Source organism: Jiangella rhizosphaerae, from assembly GCF_003579925.1.
Classification (GTDB): Bacteria; Actinomycetota; Actinomycetes; order Jiangellales; family Jiangellaceae; genus Jiangella; species Jiangella rhizosphaerae.
Map to the genome: position 1 here is coordinate 1 of NZ_QUAL01000174.1, position 13,396 is coordinate 13,396.

Genomic DNA, 13,396 nt, shown 5'->3' on the forward strand with positions numbered 1-13,396 from the left:
CAGCTGGCCGGCCAGCGCCGGCGCCGGGACCGGGCGGTCGCGGGCGGCGTTGCGGGTCCGGCACAGCTCGGCGGGCGTGTCGAACCGGACGGCGACGGCGGGCAGCCCGGCGTCGCGGGCGACGGCCAGGTAGCCGCGCCGGCGCTCGGCGTCGAGGCCCAGTGTGTCGACGACGACGGTCAGCCCGCGACCGGCGCGTGCGGCGACGATGCGGTCGAGCAGCGCGAACGCGTCGTCGGTGGCGTCGAGGTCGTGCCGGCCGCTGCCCACCACGCCCCGGAGGTCGTCGGAGGACACGATCTCCTGCGCCCGGTAGCGGGCCTGCGCCCACACCGACTTGCCCGCGCCGGAGGCGCCGACCAGCACCACCAGCGCCGGGTCGGGGATCGGCGGCTGCGTCGTCACGGGCTCAGGCTAGCCGCCGCGGCGCGTCAGTCGTCGTCGTGGCCGGCGACGCCGCGCTTCCAGTACGCCGTCGAGGACGCGTCGTCGCGCACCGCTAGCGAAGATGCTCGAGGGTGTGCGTCGGGACGGCGATCCAGCCCTCGACGCGGGCCTTCTCGACCTGGTCGCCTCGTGGTGCGCTGACGAGCCGCTTGGCCGCCGCCCTGGCACTGAGCGCCGCGACGACGGCGTCGAGCGCGTGGTCGGAGCCGCGGCAGACGGCGTCGTACGGTCCGAGGTCGAGCCACGGCGCGGCGCGGCGGAGCCGGTCGACGAGCTCGTCGCGGGCGGCGCGGTGGACGGCGCCCTTGTAGCCGCGATGCGGCAGCCCCCAGACCTTCAGCGACGCCGCCGGGTAGACCTCGACGACGGCGCCGGAGCCCGCCCGGTGGACGTCGAGCCCGCGCCGGCTGAGCTGGGCGAGCAGCCAGGCGCAGCGGAAGGCGGCGTGGCCGATGCGGTCGGCGGCCACGCTGAGCGGGATGAGCCCGGTCTCGCGCCGCACGACCTCGTCGGTGGCGCGGTTGGCCAGCTCGCGCCGCCAGTCGCGGCCGGTCAGCGTCGGGTGGCCCGACACGTGCCCGTCGCGGTGACCGGACACGAACTCGACGAACGGCAGCGGCCAGCCGAACGGGCAGTCGATGCCGCTCTTCTCCGCGCCGACGACCGCCTCGATGACGGCGTCGTCGGCCGCCCGCTCGACCAGCCCCGTCACGACGGCGGCGCCGCCGGCCCACTCCACCGTGGCGACCGCCGTCCCGGCCGGCTCGGCGCTCAGATCGACCCCGACGGTGCGCATGCGCTTCCCTCCTTGCAGCTGTCAGGATCAGTGTTCCGGGGTAGTTCCCCCAGCCCGCCGCCCGTCAATGTGTACACGTTTGCGCACCTATTTGGGTACACTTGAGGCCATGAGGTTCGAGACGCTCTCTGTTCGCGAGGCGCGCGAGCAGCTGCCCAGAATGCTGGCCCGCTTCCGCGGGGGCGACCGTGGCGTCGTCGGCGTCGGGTCGCACCGGAAGACCGAGGCGGTCGTCGTTCCTGTCGAGGTGTACGACGAGCTCGTCGCCGCCAGAAGCCGGGCCGTGTCCGACGCGGTGGCCTCGCTGCGTGCGGAAGGGCTGGCGCCCAGCGAGGGCGCCGACGCCATCGCCGAGCAGTGGACGCGGGGTGAGATCAGTACGGAGCAGCTGCGTCGCCGCATCCGCGAGTTGCACGGCCTGTCGTGACCGATGATCCCTATGCCGATCCCGGCACCGGCGTCCTGATCAACCGCCTCGGCATCACTGACGCCGCACGGTTGCGGACGGTCGAAGCCGACCTGACGTTCGCGGCGCTGCTCGACCTCGGCGGCGGATGCTTCCCGGTGCATACGACTTGGCCCACCTCCAGCGGTTCCACCGCGAGATCTTCGGCGACCTCTACCTGTGGGCCGGCGAGATCAGGACCGTCGGCATCGCGAAGACCGATCCGTTCTGCCTGCCCAGATACATCGAGAGCTATGCCGCGGGCGTCTTCGGGTCCATGGCCGCGGAGAATCATCTTCGCGGACTGCCTCGCGCCAAGTTCGTCGACCGGCTCGCGCACTACTTCGCCGAGGTCAATGCGATCCATCCCTTCCGGGAGGGCAACGGACGGACCCAGCGGGCGTTCTTCCACCAGCTCTGCCGCGACGTTGGGCACCCGATCGACTGGTCGGGGCTGAGAGCGGCTGAGAACGAGCACGCGTCGATCGCCGCCCTGCGCGGAGACGACGAACCGCTTCGACGCCTTCTGGACGCGCTCGTGGCGCGGTGACCGCGCGCTAGGAGTGGTCGAGCAGGCCGTGCTCGTGGGCGAAGACGACGATCTGGACGCGGTCGCGCAGCGCCAGCTTGCGCAGGATCGCGCCTACGTGGGTCTTGACCGTCGACTCGCTGGCGAAGACCAGGCCGGCGATCTCGGTGTTGGACAACCCGCGCGCCACCGCGGTGAACACCTCGCGCTCCTTGTCCGTCAGCGACAGGTACGCCGCCGGCGCTGGGGAGCGGGACCGGAACTGGCCGTCGAGCAGGGTCGCGAGGTCCTGCGGGGCCAGCACGGCGTTGCCCGCGTGGACCGTCCGGATGGCGTCGCGCAGCTGCAGCGGCGTGGTGTCCTTGAGCAGGAACCCGCTGGCGCCGTACCGGATCGCCGTCGCCGCGCGGTCGTCGAGGTTGAAGGTGGTGAGGACGACGACGCGCACGGGCCGCTCCCGACGCGCCACCCGGTCGGGGAGGAAGATCTGCCGGGTCGCCTCGACGCCGTCCATGTCGGGCATGCGGATGTCCATGAGGACGACGTCAGGGGCGAGCTGGTCGACCAGGCGGACCGCCTCGAGGCCGTCGCCGGCCGAGCCGACCACCGTCATGCCGTCCTGGGCGTCGACGATGACGCGGACGCCCTCGCGGAACAGCTCCTGGTCGTCGACCAGCAGCACCCGGATGTCACCGGTCATGCGCCGCCCGCCCGGACGGGCACCCACGCCGTCGCCGTGAACGTCGTCCCGCCCTGCTCGTCGCGGCGGCGGACGTCGAGGCGGCCGCCGACGGACTCCAGCCGGCGCCGCATGCCGTCGAGCCCGGCCCCGCCGCCCGCCGAGGCGCCGGGCGACGGCGCGAACGGCGACGTCGCGACGATGTTGCGGACCTCGATGCGCAGCTCGCCCTCCCAGTGCAGCTCGACGTGGACGGGGGAGTCGCGGCGGCCGTGCTTGATCGCGTTGGTCAGCATCTCCTGCAGCACGCGGAAGGCGACGACGTCGAGCTCCGGCGGCAGCGGCCGCGGCGTGCCGATCTCGGCCGACACCACCTCGTGCCCGCTCGCGCGGATGCCGTCGATCAGCGTGTGCAGGCCTGCCTGCTGCGTGGCGGGCTGCTTGGTGTCGGCCAGCACCTGCCGCACGTCGCGCAGCGAGGTCCGCGCCGACGTCGCGATCTTCGCCATCGTGTCCTTCAGCGCCTTCGCGTCGGTGTCGTCGAGGTACTGGGCGGACTCGGCCTGGGCCAGGATCACCGCCAGCGAGTGCCCGACCACATCATGCACGTCGTTGGCGAGGCGGGCCTGCTCTTCGCGCAGCCGGGCGATCTCGCGCGCCTGCTCGGTCTCGCGGACGGCGCGCGCGGCGTCCTCCTCGGCGGCCTCCTGCGACGCCATCGAGGTGCGGGCGCGGTCGCCGTACCGCAGCGCCAGCCCGATCAGCCACGGCGCGCCGAGCGTCGCCATCCCCATGACGACCGCGGTGAGCTGCCACGTCATGCTGAGGTCGCGGACGGCGTCGAGAAGGCTCCGGTTGCCGGCGAGCTCGGCCAGCCCGCCGAGGCCGCGGGAGTTCACGATGACGCTGACGAGCATCGCGGCGACGGGAATGGAGACCGCGCTCAGCCACACCGTCGCCGCGCTGCCCCAGCGGGCGGTCCCGAACGCGACCGCGGCGATGGCCAGCTGGACCAGCATGAGGTCGATGCCGAGTAGCAGTTGCAGCCCGCACACCGCCCACACCAGACCCAGCGCGGCGGCGGGCAGGCGGCGGCTCAGCCCGACGGCGGCGGCGGTGCCGACGGCGACGAAGACCAGCTCGATCCGCGAGGGCGGCAGCACCCACGCCGTCGCCGCCTCGTACAGACCGAGGAACGCGACGACGGCCGCCGCGCCGAGGTCGGGCGCCCACGCCCGCCAGTCCGTCGTCGTGGCGTCACCTGGTGCCGGCGACTGTGGTGGGCGGGCGATGGCGGGTCCTCCGGAGGCGGGTCTGCGGGCGTCTTCCAGCAATGGAACCACGCTCATCCGGAGAGCACGTCGCGGACGAGCAGGTCGAGCAGCTCGGCGTACGAGACGCCCGCCGCGGCGAACATCTTCGGCACCTGCGACTGCTCCGTGAAGCCGGGCATGGTGTTGACCTCGTTGAGCACCGGGCCGTCGGCCGTCAGGAAGAAGTCGACCCGGGCGACGCCGGCGCAGCCGAGCGCGTCGAACATCGCGACGGCGGCGTCCTCCAGCGCCTTCCGGTCGGCGTCGGCCAGCGGAGCGGGGACGCGGAAGTCCGCCGCGCCGCCGTACTTCAGCTCGTAGTCGAACAGTCCGTCGGCGACGATCTCCAGCGCGGGCGCGACGGTGCGCGACCCGTCCGGCCGCCCGAGCACGGCGAGGTCGATCTCGCGGCCGATGACGACGTCCTCGACGAGCACGCGGCGGTCGAAGGCGAAGGCCGCGTCCAGGGCGGCGGCGAGGTCGCCGGGGTCACGGACCAGCGCCACGCCCTGGCTCGACCCGGCCGCGACCGGCTTGACGACGACCGGACGGGTCCAGCGGTGGCCGGGCGCCGTCGACGGCGTCAGCAGCACGCCGGGCGCCGTGGCGATCCCGAGGTCGGCCGCGAGCAGCTTCGTCGCCCACTTGTCCATCGCCAGTGCGCCGGCGAGCACGCCGGATCCGACGTACGGGACGCCGGCCAGGTCGCACAGCGCGGCGAGCGTGCCGTCCTCGCCGCGCGGCCCGTGCAGCACGGGGACGGCGACGTCGCAGGTCCGCAGCACGTGGATCGCGTCGGCGAGGTCGACGGCGCAGCCGTCACCCTGGCGCCAGCTCCCGTCGCGGCCGATGGTGAGGCGGACGACGGCGTACCCGGCCGTCTCGAGGGCGTCGGCGACGGCGGCCGCGGAGGCCAGCGACACCTCGTGCTCGCAGTTCTGCCCGCCGCCGACGACGGCGACGCGGGCGCTCATCGGACGCTCCGCAGGCGGGCGACCCGCGGGCCGATGCCGGTGACGATCTCGTGCTCGATCGTCCCGGCCCAGACGGCCCATTCGGCGGCCGTCGGCTCGCCGTCGTCGCCGGGGCCGAACACCGTGGCGATCTCGCCGGGCGCGACCGCGTCGTCGCCGAGGTCGACGACCGCCTGGTCCATCGAGAGCAGTCCGACGAGCGGGCGCCGCCGGCCGCGGACCAGCACCTCGGCGCGTCCGGACGCGGCCCGCGGCAGCCCGTCCGCGTAGCCGAGCGGCAGCAGCCCGAGGTGCGTGGCGGCGGGTGCGGTCCAGGCGTGCCCGTAGCCGACCGGCGTGCCGGCCCGCACTCGGCGGACGGAGACGACCGGTGCGGTCAGCCGCAGCGCGGGCCGCAGCCGCACGGTCCGCGACGGGTCGATGCCGAACAGGCCGGCGCCGACGCGGACCAGCGTGTGGTGCGTGCGCGGGTCGGTGAGGGTCGCGGCGGTCGCGGCGAGGTGGCGGTGTGCCGGTCGCAATCCCGTGGCGCGGGCGACCTCCAGCCCCCAGGCGAACCGGGTCCGGCCGATCGCGTTGGACCGGTCGGTGGGGACGTCCGCGCAGGCCAGGTGGCCCATGACACCGCCGACGCGGAGCTGCCCGCGTTGCTCGGCCAGTCGGGCGGCGCGGCACAGCTGCGCCCACTCCTCCGGCGGTGCGCCGTCTCGGGCCATGCCGGTGTCGAGGTGCAGGTGCACGCGGGCCGGTCGCGCGGTCGCCGACGCGACGACGGCGTCCAGGTGCGGGCGGCTCGGGATGGCGAGGTCGACGCCGGCCGCGACCGCCGCGCCGAAGTCCGCGTCGACCGGGTTCAGCCAGCTCAGGATCGGCGCGCCGATCCCGGCGGCGCGCAGCTCCAGCGCCTCGTCGACGCTGGTGACGCCGAGCCGGGTCGCGCCCGCGGCCAGCGCCGTCCGGGCGACGCCGGCGGCGCCGTGCCCGAAGCCGTCGGCCTTGACGACCGCCATCAGCGCCGCGCCCGGCGCGTGGGCGGCGATCATGCGGGCGTTGGCGGCGACGGCCGCGAGGTCGGCGGTGAGCGTCGGACGGGCGTCGGTGCGGGTGGACGTCTCCATGGCGAGGGCCGCGCTCATGCCGCCACCAGGTGCGCGGAGATCGGGCCGTACAGGGCGGCCGGCGCGCCGACGGTCAGCGCCCAGTAGCGGTCGCCGTAGCTCCAGTGCCACCACTCGGTCGGGTAGTTCACCAGCCCGGCCGAGCCGAGGACGTCGGCCAGCAGCGCGCGGTGGACGCGGGCGTTGGCGGAGATGTTGTGTGCGGCGAAGTAGCAGGCGCCGTCGCTCTGCTCCGGCGTCGCGTCGATCGGCGTCCCGAGGTCCAGCTCGCGCCCGTCGCCGTCGACCAGCGTGAGGTCGACGGCGGCGCCGGCCACATGCGGCGCGACCGCGACGGGCGCGACGAACCGGCTGGTGAGGCGCTCGAGCTCGGCGAGGTCGTCGTGCAGGCCCGGGCGGACGGCGGACAGCTCGGCGGCGTAGCGGGCGATGATGGCGCGCTGGTCGGCGACGCTGCGATGTCCCTCGACCACCCGCAGCCCGACGCCGTCGGGGAGGCGGTCGCGGGCCAGCAGCAGCCGCTGCGCGAGTGACACCCGCACTCGAGCGCGGGCGGGACCGAACGATGCGGTGAGCTCGACCAGCGGCTCGCCCTCGTCCTCGACGGGGATCGCGGCGACTCGCGGGTCGGACAGGAGGATCGTCATGTCCAGCACGCTAGGAACCGACGGCCGTGCCCGGCCTCCACCTGAGGTGCCGGACCGCTGTCCCCGAGGACGAGATCCCTGACCCGTGGGTCCGGGCGGTACGCTGCGGCCCGCCCTGGGTCAGTCCCGGCCGGTCGCGCAGGTGACGTCGACCTCGTTGCCCTCCGCGTCGGCCAGCGTCCACCAGGTCGGCGACGCGTCGCGGACCAGGGTGCCGCCGGCGGCCAGCGCCGCCGCGACCCGCTGTTCGGCCAGCTCCGGCGGCACCCACACGTCGATGTGGAAGCGGTTGCGTTGCGGGCGGGGCGCGTCCATGTCCTGGAACCAGATCGAGGGGCCGCGCCAGCGCGGGTCGATGAGGTCCTCGTCGGGGCTGTCGGCACGTCGCTCGTAGCCGAGCACGGCCGCCCAGAACGGCATGACGTCCGCGCTGACCAGCGCGTCGATGGTCACCTGGACGGTCTGCACCAGCGTCGGGTCGGCGGCCAGTCCCTGAGCGCGCGCCAGGTCCGAGATGCGCGCAGCCAGCTCGACGTCGTCCGTCGTCATGCCCATGTAGTCGTCGGTGGCGGTGAGCAGCCGGACGGTGACGGTGTCGTGTCGCAGGTCGACGTCGGGATGGTGCGCCCCGGCGTCGGCGGCGGCCGCGGCGATCGCCTCGACCAGCCGGGCGCCGGCGGCGAACGAGCCGGTGCGGAAGACCGCGGTGGCGCCGTCTCCGACGACCCGCCAGTCGCCGGTGCGGTCGTCGGCGTGGAAGGCGCGCATGGTGATGGGGCCGGTCATGGTCACTCCCCGGTGCTGCCGTCGACGGATTCGCGGAGGAGGTCGGCGTGGCCGTTGTGCCGCGCGTACTCCTCGATCATGTGCGTGAGGATCCAGCGCAGGCTGGGCGCGCGGCCGTCGGGCCACACGCGTCTCGCCGGCCGGTCGAGGCCGCCGTCTGCCAGCGCCTCGGCGAGGTTCGCGCGGGACCGGTCGACCGCCTCCTCCCAGAGCGCGAACAGCTGCTCCGGCGTGTCGTCGGCCGCGGAGTGCCAGTCCCAGTCGTGGTCGGCGGCCCAGTCGACGGTGTTCCAGGGCGCGCTGCGCTCGCGGTCGAACAGGCCGCGGGTGAACCAGTCGTCCTCGACGTAGGCGAGGTGCTTGAGCAGCCCGCCGAGCGTCATGGTCGACGCGCCGACGGTGGCGTTCAGGCCGGCGGCGTCGAGGCCGCGGCACTTCCACGCCAACGTGGCGCGCTGGAAGTCGAGGAACCCGGTCAGCGTCGTGAGCTCGTCGCCGTCGACCGGCGGTTCGGGCCGGCCCTGCTCGTCGATGACCGTCATGCCGCCGCCTTGGCCGCCGCGTCGTTGATGGCCCGGCCGAGGTCCTCGGGACGGCTGAACTGCGGCCAGTGCCCGGTCGGCAGGTCGACGTACTCGACGTCGCGGAGGCGGGTGAACTCCTGCACGGCGGGCTCGCCGCCGTCGATCCACCGCCGCAGCTGGTCGGCGGAGAACTCCGGGCAGATGACGGTGACCGGGACGTCGTAGCGCCGCTCGCTGGTGAGCCGGACCGGGTCGGTGGTGACCCGCTCGGGCGACGGGATGGCCCGGGCGCGGAAGTCGGCGCGGGCGGCGTCGTCGAGATCCTTGAGGTCGTCCTCGCCGATGTCCTCCCAGCTGGGCAGCGGGATCTCGCCGTTCTCGGCGGCGAACGCGCCGAGCGGCTCGCCGTCCGTCGCCGGGAACCCGCCGATGTAGACGGTGCGGGCGACGCGGTCCGGCCGTGCGTCGGCGGCGGCGCACGCCAGCGCGGAGCCCAGCGAGTGCCCGACGACCAGCACCCTGCCCTCGTCCTTCGGCACCGCGTCGATGGCCGCCACGACCGCGTCGACGTGGTCCTGCAGCGTGACGCCCGAGCGGTCGGCGTCCTCGGCCTCCATGCCGGGGAGGGTGAGGGGGTGCGGCGTGTGGCCGGCCTGCTCGAGCACCGGGATCACCCGGTCCCACGACGAGCCGTCGAGCCAGAGCCCGGGGATCAGAACGATGTGCATGGTCGGGTCGCCTCTCGGGTGCGGCTTGTATGATCCATGAGTGCGGATCAATCCAAACTAGTGGAACGGACCGGAAATGTCGATCGATCGCGCGATGCCGGACTACGAGCTGGACGACCAGGCCGTCGTGACGGCGCCGGCGCAGCTGCGCGCGATGTCCGACCCGCTGCGATCGACCATCCTCGATCTGGTCCTCGAGCGGGCCGCGACGGTGACCGAGCTGGCCACCGCGGTCGGCCGGCCCAAGTCGACCGTGGCCCACCATGTGGGGGTCCTGGTCGACGCCGGCCTGCTGCGGGTGGTGCGCACGCGCCGAGTGCGGGCCATCGACGAGCGCTACTACGGCCGGACGGCGCGCCTGTTCCGCATCGGGAAGATCGACCACCCGGTCATCTGGGAGAACGACCTCTCCGTCGCGGCGGCCGAGGCGCGGGCCGCGTACGAGGCGGACGTGCTGATGAGCATCCACCGGCACGCCCGCATCCCGCGCGAACGGGGGATGGAGTTCTGGGAGAAGGTGCTGGAGCTGGTCCGCGAGTTCAGCACCATCCCGCGCTCGGGCGACACCGTCTTCGGTTTCGTCGCCGGCCTCTACCCGACGGAGCATCCCGCCCTGCCCGACCCAGCGCCTGACGGTGAGTGACGGCGCACTGGTCGGCTGTGTGAAGGTCGACTTACTACCGCTCTGGCAGTAGTAACTCGCCCTTGCCGAAGTGCCGGGCGGGACTTTCGCCCGGCGTGGGCCACGTCACGAGACGGCGGCTTGCATAGTCATGCGGAACCTTGCATACTTTTGCTCGTGTCCAAGGTGCTCACCTCCCTGCCCGCCGGCGAGCGGGTCGGCATTGCGTTCTCCGGCGGTCTCGACACCTCCGTGGCGGTGGCGTGGATGCGCGACAAGGGGGCGGTGCCGTGCACGTACACCGCCGACCTCGGGCAGTACGACGAGGACGACATCGACGCGGTGCCGGGGCGGGCGAAGCTCTACGGCGCCGAGATCTCCCGGCTCGTCGACTGTCGCGCCGCGCTGGTCGAGGAGGGGCTGGCTGCGCTGACGTGCGGTGCGTTCCACATCCGCTCCGCCGGCCGGGCCTACTTCAACACCACCCCGCTGGGCCGCGCGGTCACCGGCACGCTGCTCGTCCGGGCCATGCTCGAGGACGACGTCCAGATCTGGGGCGACGGGTCGACGTTCAAGGGGAACGACATCGAGCGGTTCTACCGCTACGGCCTGCTCGCCAACCCGAACCTGCGCATCTACAAGCCGTGGCTCGACGCCGCGTTCGTGGGTGAGCTGGGCGGCCGGCGCGAGATGAGCGAGTGGCTGCGCGAGCACGACCTGCCGTACCGCGACAGCACCGAGAAGGCGTACTCCACCGACGCGAACATCTGGGGCGCGACGCACGAGGCGAAGACGCTGGAGCACCTCGACAACGGCATCGAGACCGTCGACCCGATCATGGGCGTCCGGTTCTGGGACCCCGAGGTCGAGATCGCCACCGAGGACGTCACCATCGGCTTCGACCGCGGCCGGCCGGTCACCATCAACGGCCGGGAGTTCGGCAACGCCGTCGAGCTGGTGCTCGAAGCCAACGCCATCGGCGGACGGCACGGGCTGGGCATGTCCGACCAGATCGAGAACCGCATCATCGAGGCGAAGAGCCGCGGCATTTACGAGGCGCCCGGCATGGCGCTGCTGCACGTCGCCTACGAGCGGCTGGTCAACGCCATCCACAACGAGGACACCGTCGCCAACTACCACAACGAGGGCCGGCGGCTCGGCCGGCTCATGTACGAGGGCCGCTGGCTCGACCCGCAGGCGCTGATGCTGCGCGAGTCGTTGCAGCGCTGGGTCGGTTCGGCGGTGACGGGCGAGGTAACGCTGCGGCTGCGGCGTGGTGAGGACTACTCCATCCTCGACACCACCGGTCCCGCGCTGAGCTACCACCCCGACAAGCTCTCGATGGAGCGCACCGAGGACTCCGCGTTCGGCCCGGTCGACCGCATCGGCCAGCTGACCATGCGCAACCTCGACATCGCCGACTCGCGGGCCAAGCTCGAGCAGTACGCCGGCCTCGGCCTGGTCGGCGACTCGCACGCGGAGCTCATCGGCGCGACGCACCTGGTCGGCGAGCTGCCGGCGGGCGGCGCCGAGGCCATCGCGTCGCGGGGTGAGGTCGACGAGGACGAGGCCATGCTCGACCGCGCGGCCATGGAGGCCGGCACCGACTGACACCGGGCGCCCGGCGCCGTCCCGCGCGCCGGCGCCCTACGCTGGACCCGTGGTGCGGATCGACCCGGTGACCGTCACGGTCGACCGGTCCGTACTCACCGGCCTCCGCGAGCGGCTGCACGCGACCCGGTGGCCGCGGCACGAGGCGACCGGCAACGCGCTCGGCCCGCGGACCGCCGAGCTGCGCGAGCTCTGCGACTGGTGGGCCGGCGGGTTCGACTGGCCGGCCGCCGAGGCGCGCGTCAACCGGGCGCGGCACCTGCTCGCCCGGACCAGCCACGGGGCGGTCCACGTCGCGGTGCACGACGGTGACGACCGGCCGCCGCTGCTCCTGCTGCACGGCTGGCCGAGCAGCTTCCTCGAGTTCGAGCGGCTGGTCCCGCAGCTCTCACCGCGCACCGTCGTCGTCGCGTCACTGCCCGGGTACGGGTGGTCGGAGCGGCCGGCCGGGCGGTGGACCACCCGCGACACCGCCACGCTGCTGGCCGGCGTGATGACGGCGTTGGGGCACGACCGGTTCGTCGCGCACGGGACCGACTTCGGGTCCGCCGCCGCGACCTGGCTGGCGCTGGACCGGCCCGACCTCGTCGCCGGGCTGCACCTGTCCAACGTCGACCTCGGCCCGTCGCTCACCGCGGACGCCCCGCCGACGGCCGAGGAACGCGACTACCTCGACCGGTTCGACGCCTGGTGGCGCCGCGAGAACGGCTACAAGGAGATCCAGTCGACGCGGCCGGGTGCCCTCGTCCCGGCGCTGCTCGACTCGCCGGCCGGGCTGGCCGCGTGGGTGCTGGACAAGTGGGACTCGTGGACCGATCCCGCGCTCGGCCCGACGGTGGCCGCGCGGGTCGGGCGCGACGCGCTTCCGGAGCTGCTCACCTGGTGGTGGGCGACGGGGACGGCGGAGACGTCGGTGCTCGACTACGCCGACAACCGCGCGGCCGGCACGACGGTGCTGCCGGCCGGCGCCCGCGTCGAGGTGCCGACGGCGGTCGCCCGGTTCGGCCGCGAGAACGGGTTCCGCGAGGACCCGCCGCGGTCGTGGCTGGAGCGGATGTACCGGCTGGAGCGCTGGACCTCGATGCCGCGCGGTGGTCACTTCGCCGCGCTCGAGGCGCCCGAGCTGCTGGCCGCCGACCTGCTCTTCTTCGCCGACTCGCTGACCTGAGCCCGGCGGGCCCGATCGGGAACCGGTGCCGCCTGGATCAGCGCGCTGCCGGCCGCGAGTGCGTCGGCCGTCGCGACGATCACGCGCCGCATCGCCTCGGCGGCTCGGGGCGGGGTGACGTCGGACCGGTGGGCCAGGCTGACGGTGCGGCTCAGCCGCGGCTCGGTGAGGCGCAGGGAGCGCAGGCCCGGGCGGTCGAGCAGCACCATCGCGGGGACGACGGCGACGCCCAGGCCGCGCTCGACGAAGCGCAGCACCGCGTCCATCTCGGCCCCTTCCAGCACGACCGACGGGGTGAGCCCGGCGGCGCGGAACGCCGCCTCCGTCGTGGCCCGCAGGTCGTAGCTCTCGTGGAAGACGATCTGCGGCAGCCGCGCCAGGCGTTCGAGGTCGATCGCCGGCGTCGCCGCCACGGGCGGGCGCGCGGCGGAGGAGATGACCACCAGCTCCTCGGTGAGCAGGGGAGTGCGGGTGAGGCTCGCTCCCGCGACCGGCCTCTCGTCCGAGGCGGTGATGAGCGCGAGGTCGAGCGCGCCCTCTGCCAGCTCGTCGATCAGGCTGCGCGACCCGCCCTCGGTGAGGTGCAGCTCGATCCCCGGATGGGCGCCGTGGAAGGCACTGAGCGCCTCGGCGACCAGGCTGATGCACAGCGTCGGCGTCGCACCCAGCCGGACCCGGCCCCGTCGCAGCCCCGCGAGCTCGGCCATCTCGCGGCGGACGGAGTCGGCGTCGGCCAGCATGCGCCGGGCCAGCGGCAGCAGCGCCTCGCCGGCGGCGGTGAGCGAGATGTGCCCGCGGGCGCGGTGGAACAGCTCGGCGCCGAGCTCGTGCTCGAGCGAGGCGATCTGCCGGCTGAGCGAGGGCTGCGCCAGGTGCAGGTGCTCCGCGGCGCGGGTGAAGTGACCGAGCCGGGCGACCTCGACGAAGCCGCGCAGCTGCTCGAGGTTCATGGTTCATAGCCTATGCGCATCGAAACGAGTCGAACAATGCATTGGCGTTATCGTCGCCG

At 73.9% G+C, this 13,396-nt stretch carries 16 protein-coding genes; 5 read left to right on the plus strand and 11 right to left on the minus strand.

Features of this window, described 5'->3' with window-relative positions; all coding sequences use genetic code 11:
- Positions 1-405 (minus strand): ATP-binding protein (locus DY240_RS18460; RefSeq protein WP_199701733.1); only part of this gene is annotated, 405 nt, incomplete at its 3' end.
- A gap of 94 nt (positions 406-499) precedes the next feature.
- Positions 500-1,243 (minus strand): DUF429 domain-containing protein, encoded by a 744-nt coding sequence (locus DY240_RS18465; protein WP_119661310.1) that lies wholly within the window; start codon positions 1,241-1,243, stop codon positions 500-502.
- Between the two features lie 109 nt (positions 1,244-1,352).
- Between DY240_RS18465 and DY240_RS18470 the strand changes: the two genes are divergently transcribed.
- Together DY240_RS18470 and DY240_RS18475 are read left to right on the plus strand one after the other, a co-directional pair.
- A complete protein-coding gene (locus tag DY240_RS18470; protein ID WP_119661311.1) occupies positions 1,353-1,670 on the plus strand; it encodes an antitoxin VbhA family protein in 318 nt (105 codons plus the stop codon).
- Positions 1,671-1,818: 148 nt separating this feature from the next.
- Positions 1,819-2,238, plus strand: coding sequence for a Fic/DOC family protein (locus DY240_RS18475; RefSeq protein ID WP_199701744.1), 420 nt, complete (start codon positions 1,819-1,821; stop codon positions 2,236-2,238).
- Between the two features lie 7 nt (positions 2,239-2,245).
- On the opposite strand, the gene DY240_RS18480 is transcribed toward DY240_RS18475, so the two are convergent.
- The 8 genes from DY240_RS18480 to DY240_RS18515 all read right to left on the minus strand — a co-directional run bounded on the left by DY240_RS18480 (position 2,246) and on the right by DY240_RS18515 (position 8,986).
- On the minus strand, positions 2,246-2,917 hold the full coding sequence (locus tag DY240_RS18480) for a response regulator (protein WP_119661346.1): 672 nt from the start codon (positions 2,915-2,917) through the stop codon (positions 2,246-2,248).
- Positions 2,914-4,245 carry a sensor histidine kinase gene (locus DY240_RS18485; RefSeq protein WP_147375389.1) on the minus strand — a complete coding sequence of 444 codons (1,332 nt, stop codon included), beginning with the start codon at positions 4,243-4,245 and terminating at the stop codon, positions 2,914-2,916. The genes DY240_RS18480 and DY240_RS18485 overlap by 4 nt, the downstream gene beginning before the upstream one ends.
- Positions 4,242-5,183: a D-alanine--D-alanine ligase family protein gene (locus tag DY240_RS18490; RefSeq protein WP_119661313.1), complete on the minus strand. Its 942-nt coding sequence runs from the start codon at positions 5,181-5,183 to the stop codon at positions 4,242-4,244. The genes DY240_RS18485 and DY240_RS18490 overlap by 4 nt, the downstream gene beginning before the upstream one ends.
- Positions 5,180-6,319, minus strand: a complete 1,140-nt coding sequence (alr, locus tag DY240_RS18495) for an alanine racemase (RefSeq protein ID WP_119661314.1) — start codon at positions 6,317-6,319, stop codon at positions 5,180-5,182. Before alr ends, DY240_RS18490 begins: the two co-directional genes overlap by 4 nt.
- The gene (locus DY240_RS18500; RefSeq protein WP_119661347.1) at positions 6,316-6,948 is read right to left on the minus strand and encodes a M15 family metallopeptidase; all 633 of its coding nucleotides are present in this window, start codon (positions 6,946-6,948) and stop codon (positions 6,316-6,318) included. The genes alr and DY240_RS18500 overlap by 4 nt, the downstream gene beginning before the upstream one ends.
- A gap of 120 nt (positions 6,949-7,068) precedes the next feature.
- A complete protein-coding gene (locus DY240_RS18505) occupies positions 7,069-7,734 on the minus strand; it encodes a VOC family protein (RefSeq protein WP_119661315.1) in 666 nt (221 codons plus the stop codon).
- A 2-nt stretch (positions 7,735-7,736) separates the two neighbouring features.
- The gene (locus tag DY240_RS18510; RefSeq protein ID WP_119661316.1) at positions 7,737-8,276 is read right to left on the minus strand and encodes a DinB family protein; all 540 of its coding nucleotides are present in this window, start codon (positions 8,274-8,276) and stop codon (positions 7,737-7,739) included.
- Complete coding sequence (locus tag DY240_RS18515; RefSeq protein WP_119661317.1) at positions 8,273-8,986, minus strand: alpha/beta fold hydrolase; 714 nt, start codon at positions 8,984-8,986, stop codon at positions 8,273-8,275. The genes DY240_RS18510 and DY240_RS18515 overlap by 4 nt, the downstream gene beginning before the upstream one ends.
- A gap of 76 nt (positions 8,987-9,062) precedes the next feature.
- Here DY240_RS18515 and DY240_RS18520 point away from each other — a divergent pair, with 76 nt between their 5' ends.
- The 3 genes from DY240_RS18520 (at position 9,063) to DY240_RS18530 (ending at position 12,387) form a co-directional block, all read left to right on the plus strand.
- Positions 9,063-9,629 carry an ArsR/SmtB family transcription factor gene (locus DY240_RS18520; RefSeq protein WP_119661318.1) on the plus strand — a complete coding sequence of 189 codons (567 nt, stop codon included), beginning with the start codon at positions 9,063-9,065 and terminating at the stop codon, positions 9,627-9,629.
- Between the two features lie 156 nt (positions 9,630-9,785).
- Positions 9,786-11,219 carry an argininosuccinate synthase gene (gene argG / locus DY240_RS18525; protein ID WP_119661319.1) on the plus strand — a complete coding sequence of 478 codons (1,434 nt, stop codon included), beginning with the start codon at positions 9,786-9,788 and terminating at the stop codon, positions 11,217-11,219.
- A 49-nt stretch (positions 11,220-11,268) separates the two neighbouring features.
- Positions 11,269-12,387 (plus strand): epoxide hydrolase family protein, encoded by a 1,119-nt coding sequence (locus tag DY240_RS18530; protein ID WP_199701745.1) that lies wholly within the window; start codon positions 11,269-11,271, stop codon positions 12,385-12,387.
- Here the strand turns inward: DY240_RS18530 and DY240_RS18535 are convergent.
- Positions 12,315-13,337: a LysR family transcriptional regulator gene (locus DY240_RS18535; protein ID WP_119661320.1), complete on the minus strand. Its 1,023-nt coding sequence runs from the start codon at positions 13,335-13,337 to the stop codon at positions 12,315-12,317. The genes DY240_RS18530 and DY240_RS18535 overlap by 73 nt on opposite strands.
- Between the last annotated feature and the right edge of the window lie 59 nt (positions 13,338-13,396).

What these genes read in the sequence shown, in the direction of transcription:
- DY240_RS18465 (WP_119661310.1), bottom strand. Translation starts at nt 1,243, where the DNA reads ATGCGCACCGTCGGGGTCGATCTGAGCGCCGAGCCGGCCGGGACGGCG.
- DY240_RS18470 (WP_119661311.1), top strand. Translation starts at nt 1,353, where the DNA reads ATGAGGTTCGAGACGCTCTCTGTTCGCGAGGCGCGCGAGCAGCTGCCC.
- DY240_RS18480 (WP_119661346.1), bottom strand. Translation starts at nt 2,917, where the DNA reads ATGACCGGTGACATCCGGGTGCTGCTGGTCGACGACCAGGAGCTGTTC.
- DY240_RS18485 (WP_147375389.1), bottom strand. Translation starts at nt 4,245, where the DNA reads ATGAGCGTGGTTCCATTGCTGGAAGACGCCCGCAGACCCGCCTCCGGA.
- DY240_RS18490 (WP_119661313.1), bottom strand. Translation starts at nt 5,183, where the DNA reads ATGAGCGCCCGCGTCGCCGTCGTCGGCGGCGGGCAGAACTGCGAGCAC.
- alr (WP_119661314.1), bottom strand. Translation starts at nt 6,319, where the DNA reads ATGAGCGCGGCCCTCGCCATGGAGACGTCCACCCGCACCGACGCCCGT.
- DY240_RS18500 (WP_119661347.1), bottom strand. Translation starts at nt 6,948, where the DNA reads ATGACGATCCTCCTGTCCGACCCGCGAGTCGCCGCGATCCCCGTCGAG.
- DY240_RS18505 (WP_119661315.1), bottom strand. Translation starts at nt 7,734, where the DNA reads ATGACCGGCCCCATCACCATGCGCGCCTTCCACGCCGACGACCGCACC.
- DY240_RS18510 (WP_119661316.1), bottom strand. Translation starts at nt 8,276, where the DNA reads ATGACGGTCATCGACGAGCAGGGCCGGCCCGAACCGCCGGTCGACGGC.
- DY240_RS18515 (WP_119661317.1), bottom strand. Translation starts at nt 8,986, where the DNA reads ATGCACATCGTTCTGATCCCCGGGCTCTGGCTCGACGGCTCGTCGTGG.
- DY240_RS18520 (WP_119661318.1), top strand. Translation starts at nt 9,063, where the DNA reads ATGTCGATCGATCGCGCGATGCCGGACTACGAGCTGGACGACCAGGCC.
- DY240_RS18535 (WP_119661320.1), bottom strand. Translation starts at nt 13,337, where the DNA reads ATGAACCTCGAGCAGCTGCGCGGCTTCGTCGAGGTCGCCCGGCTCGGT.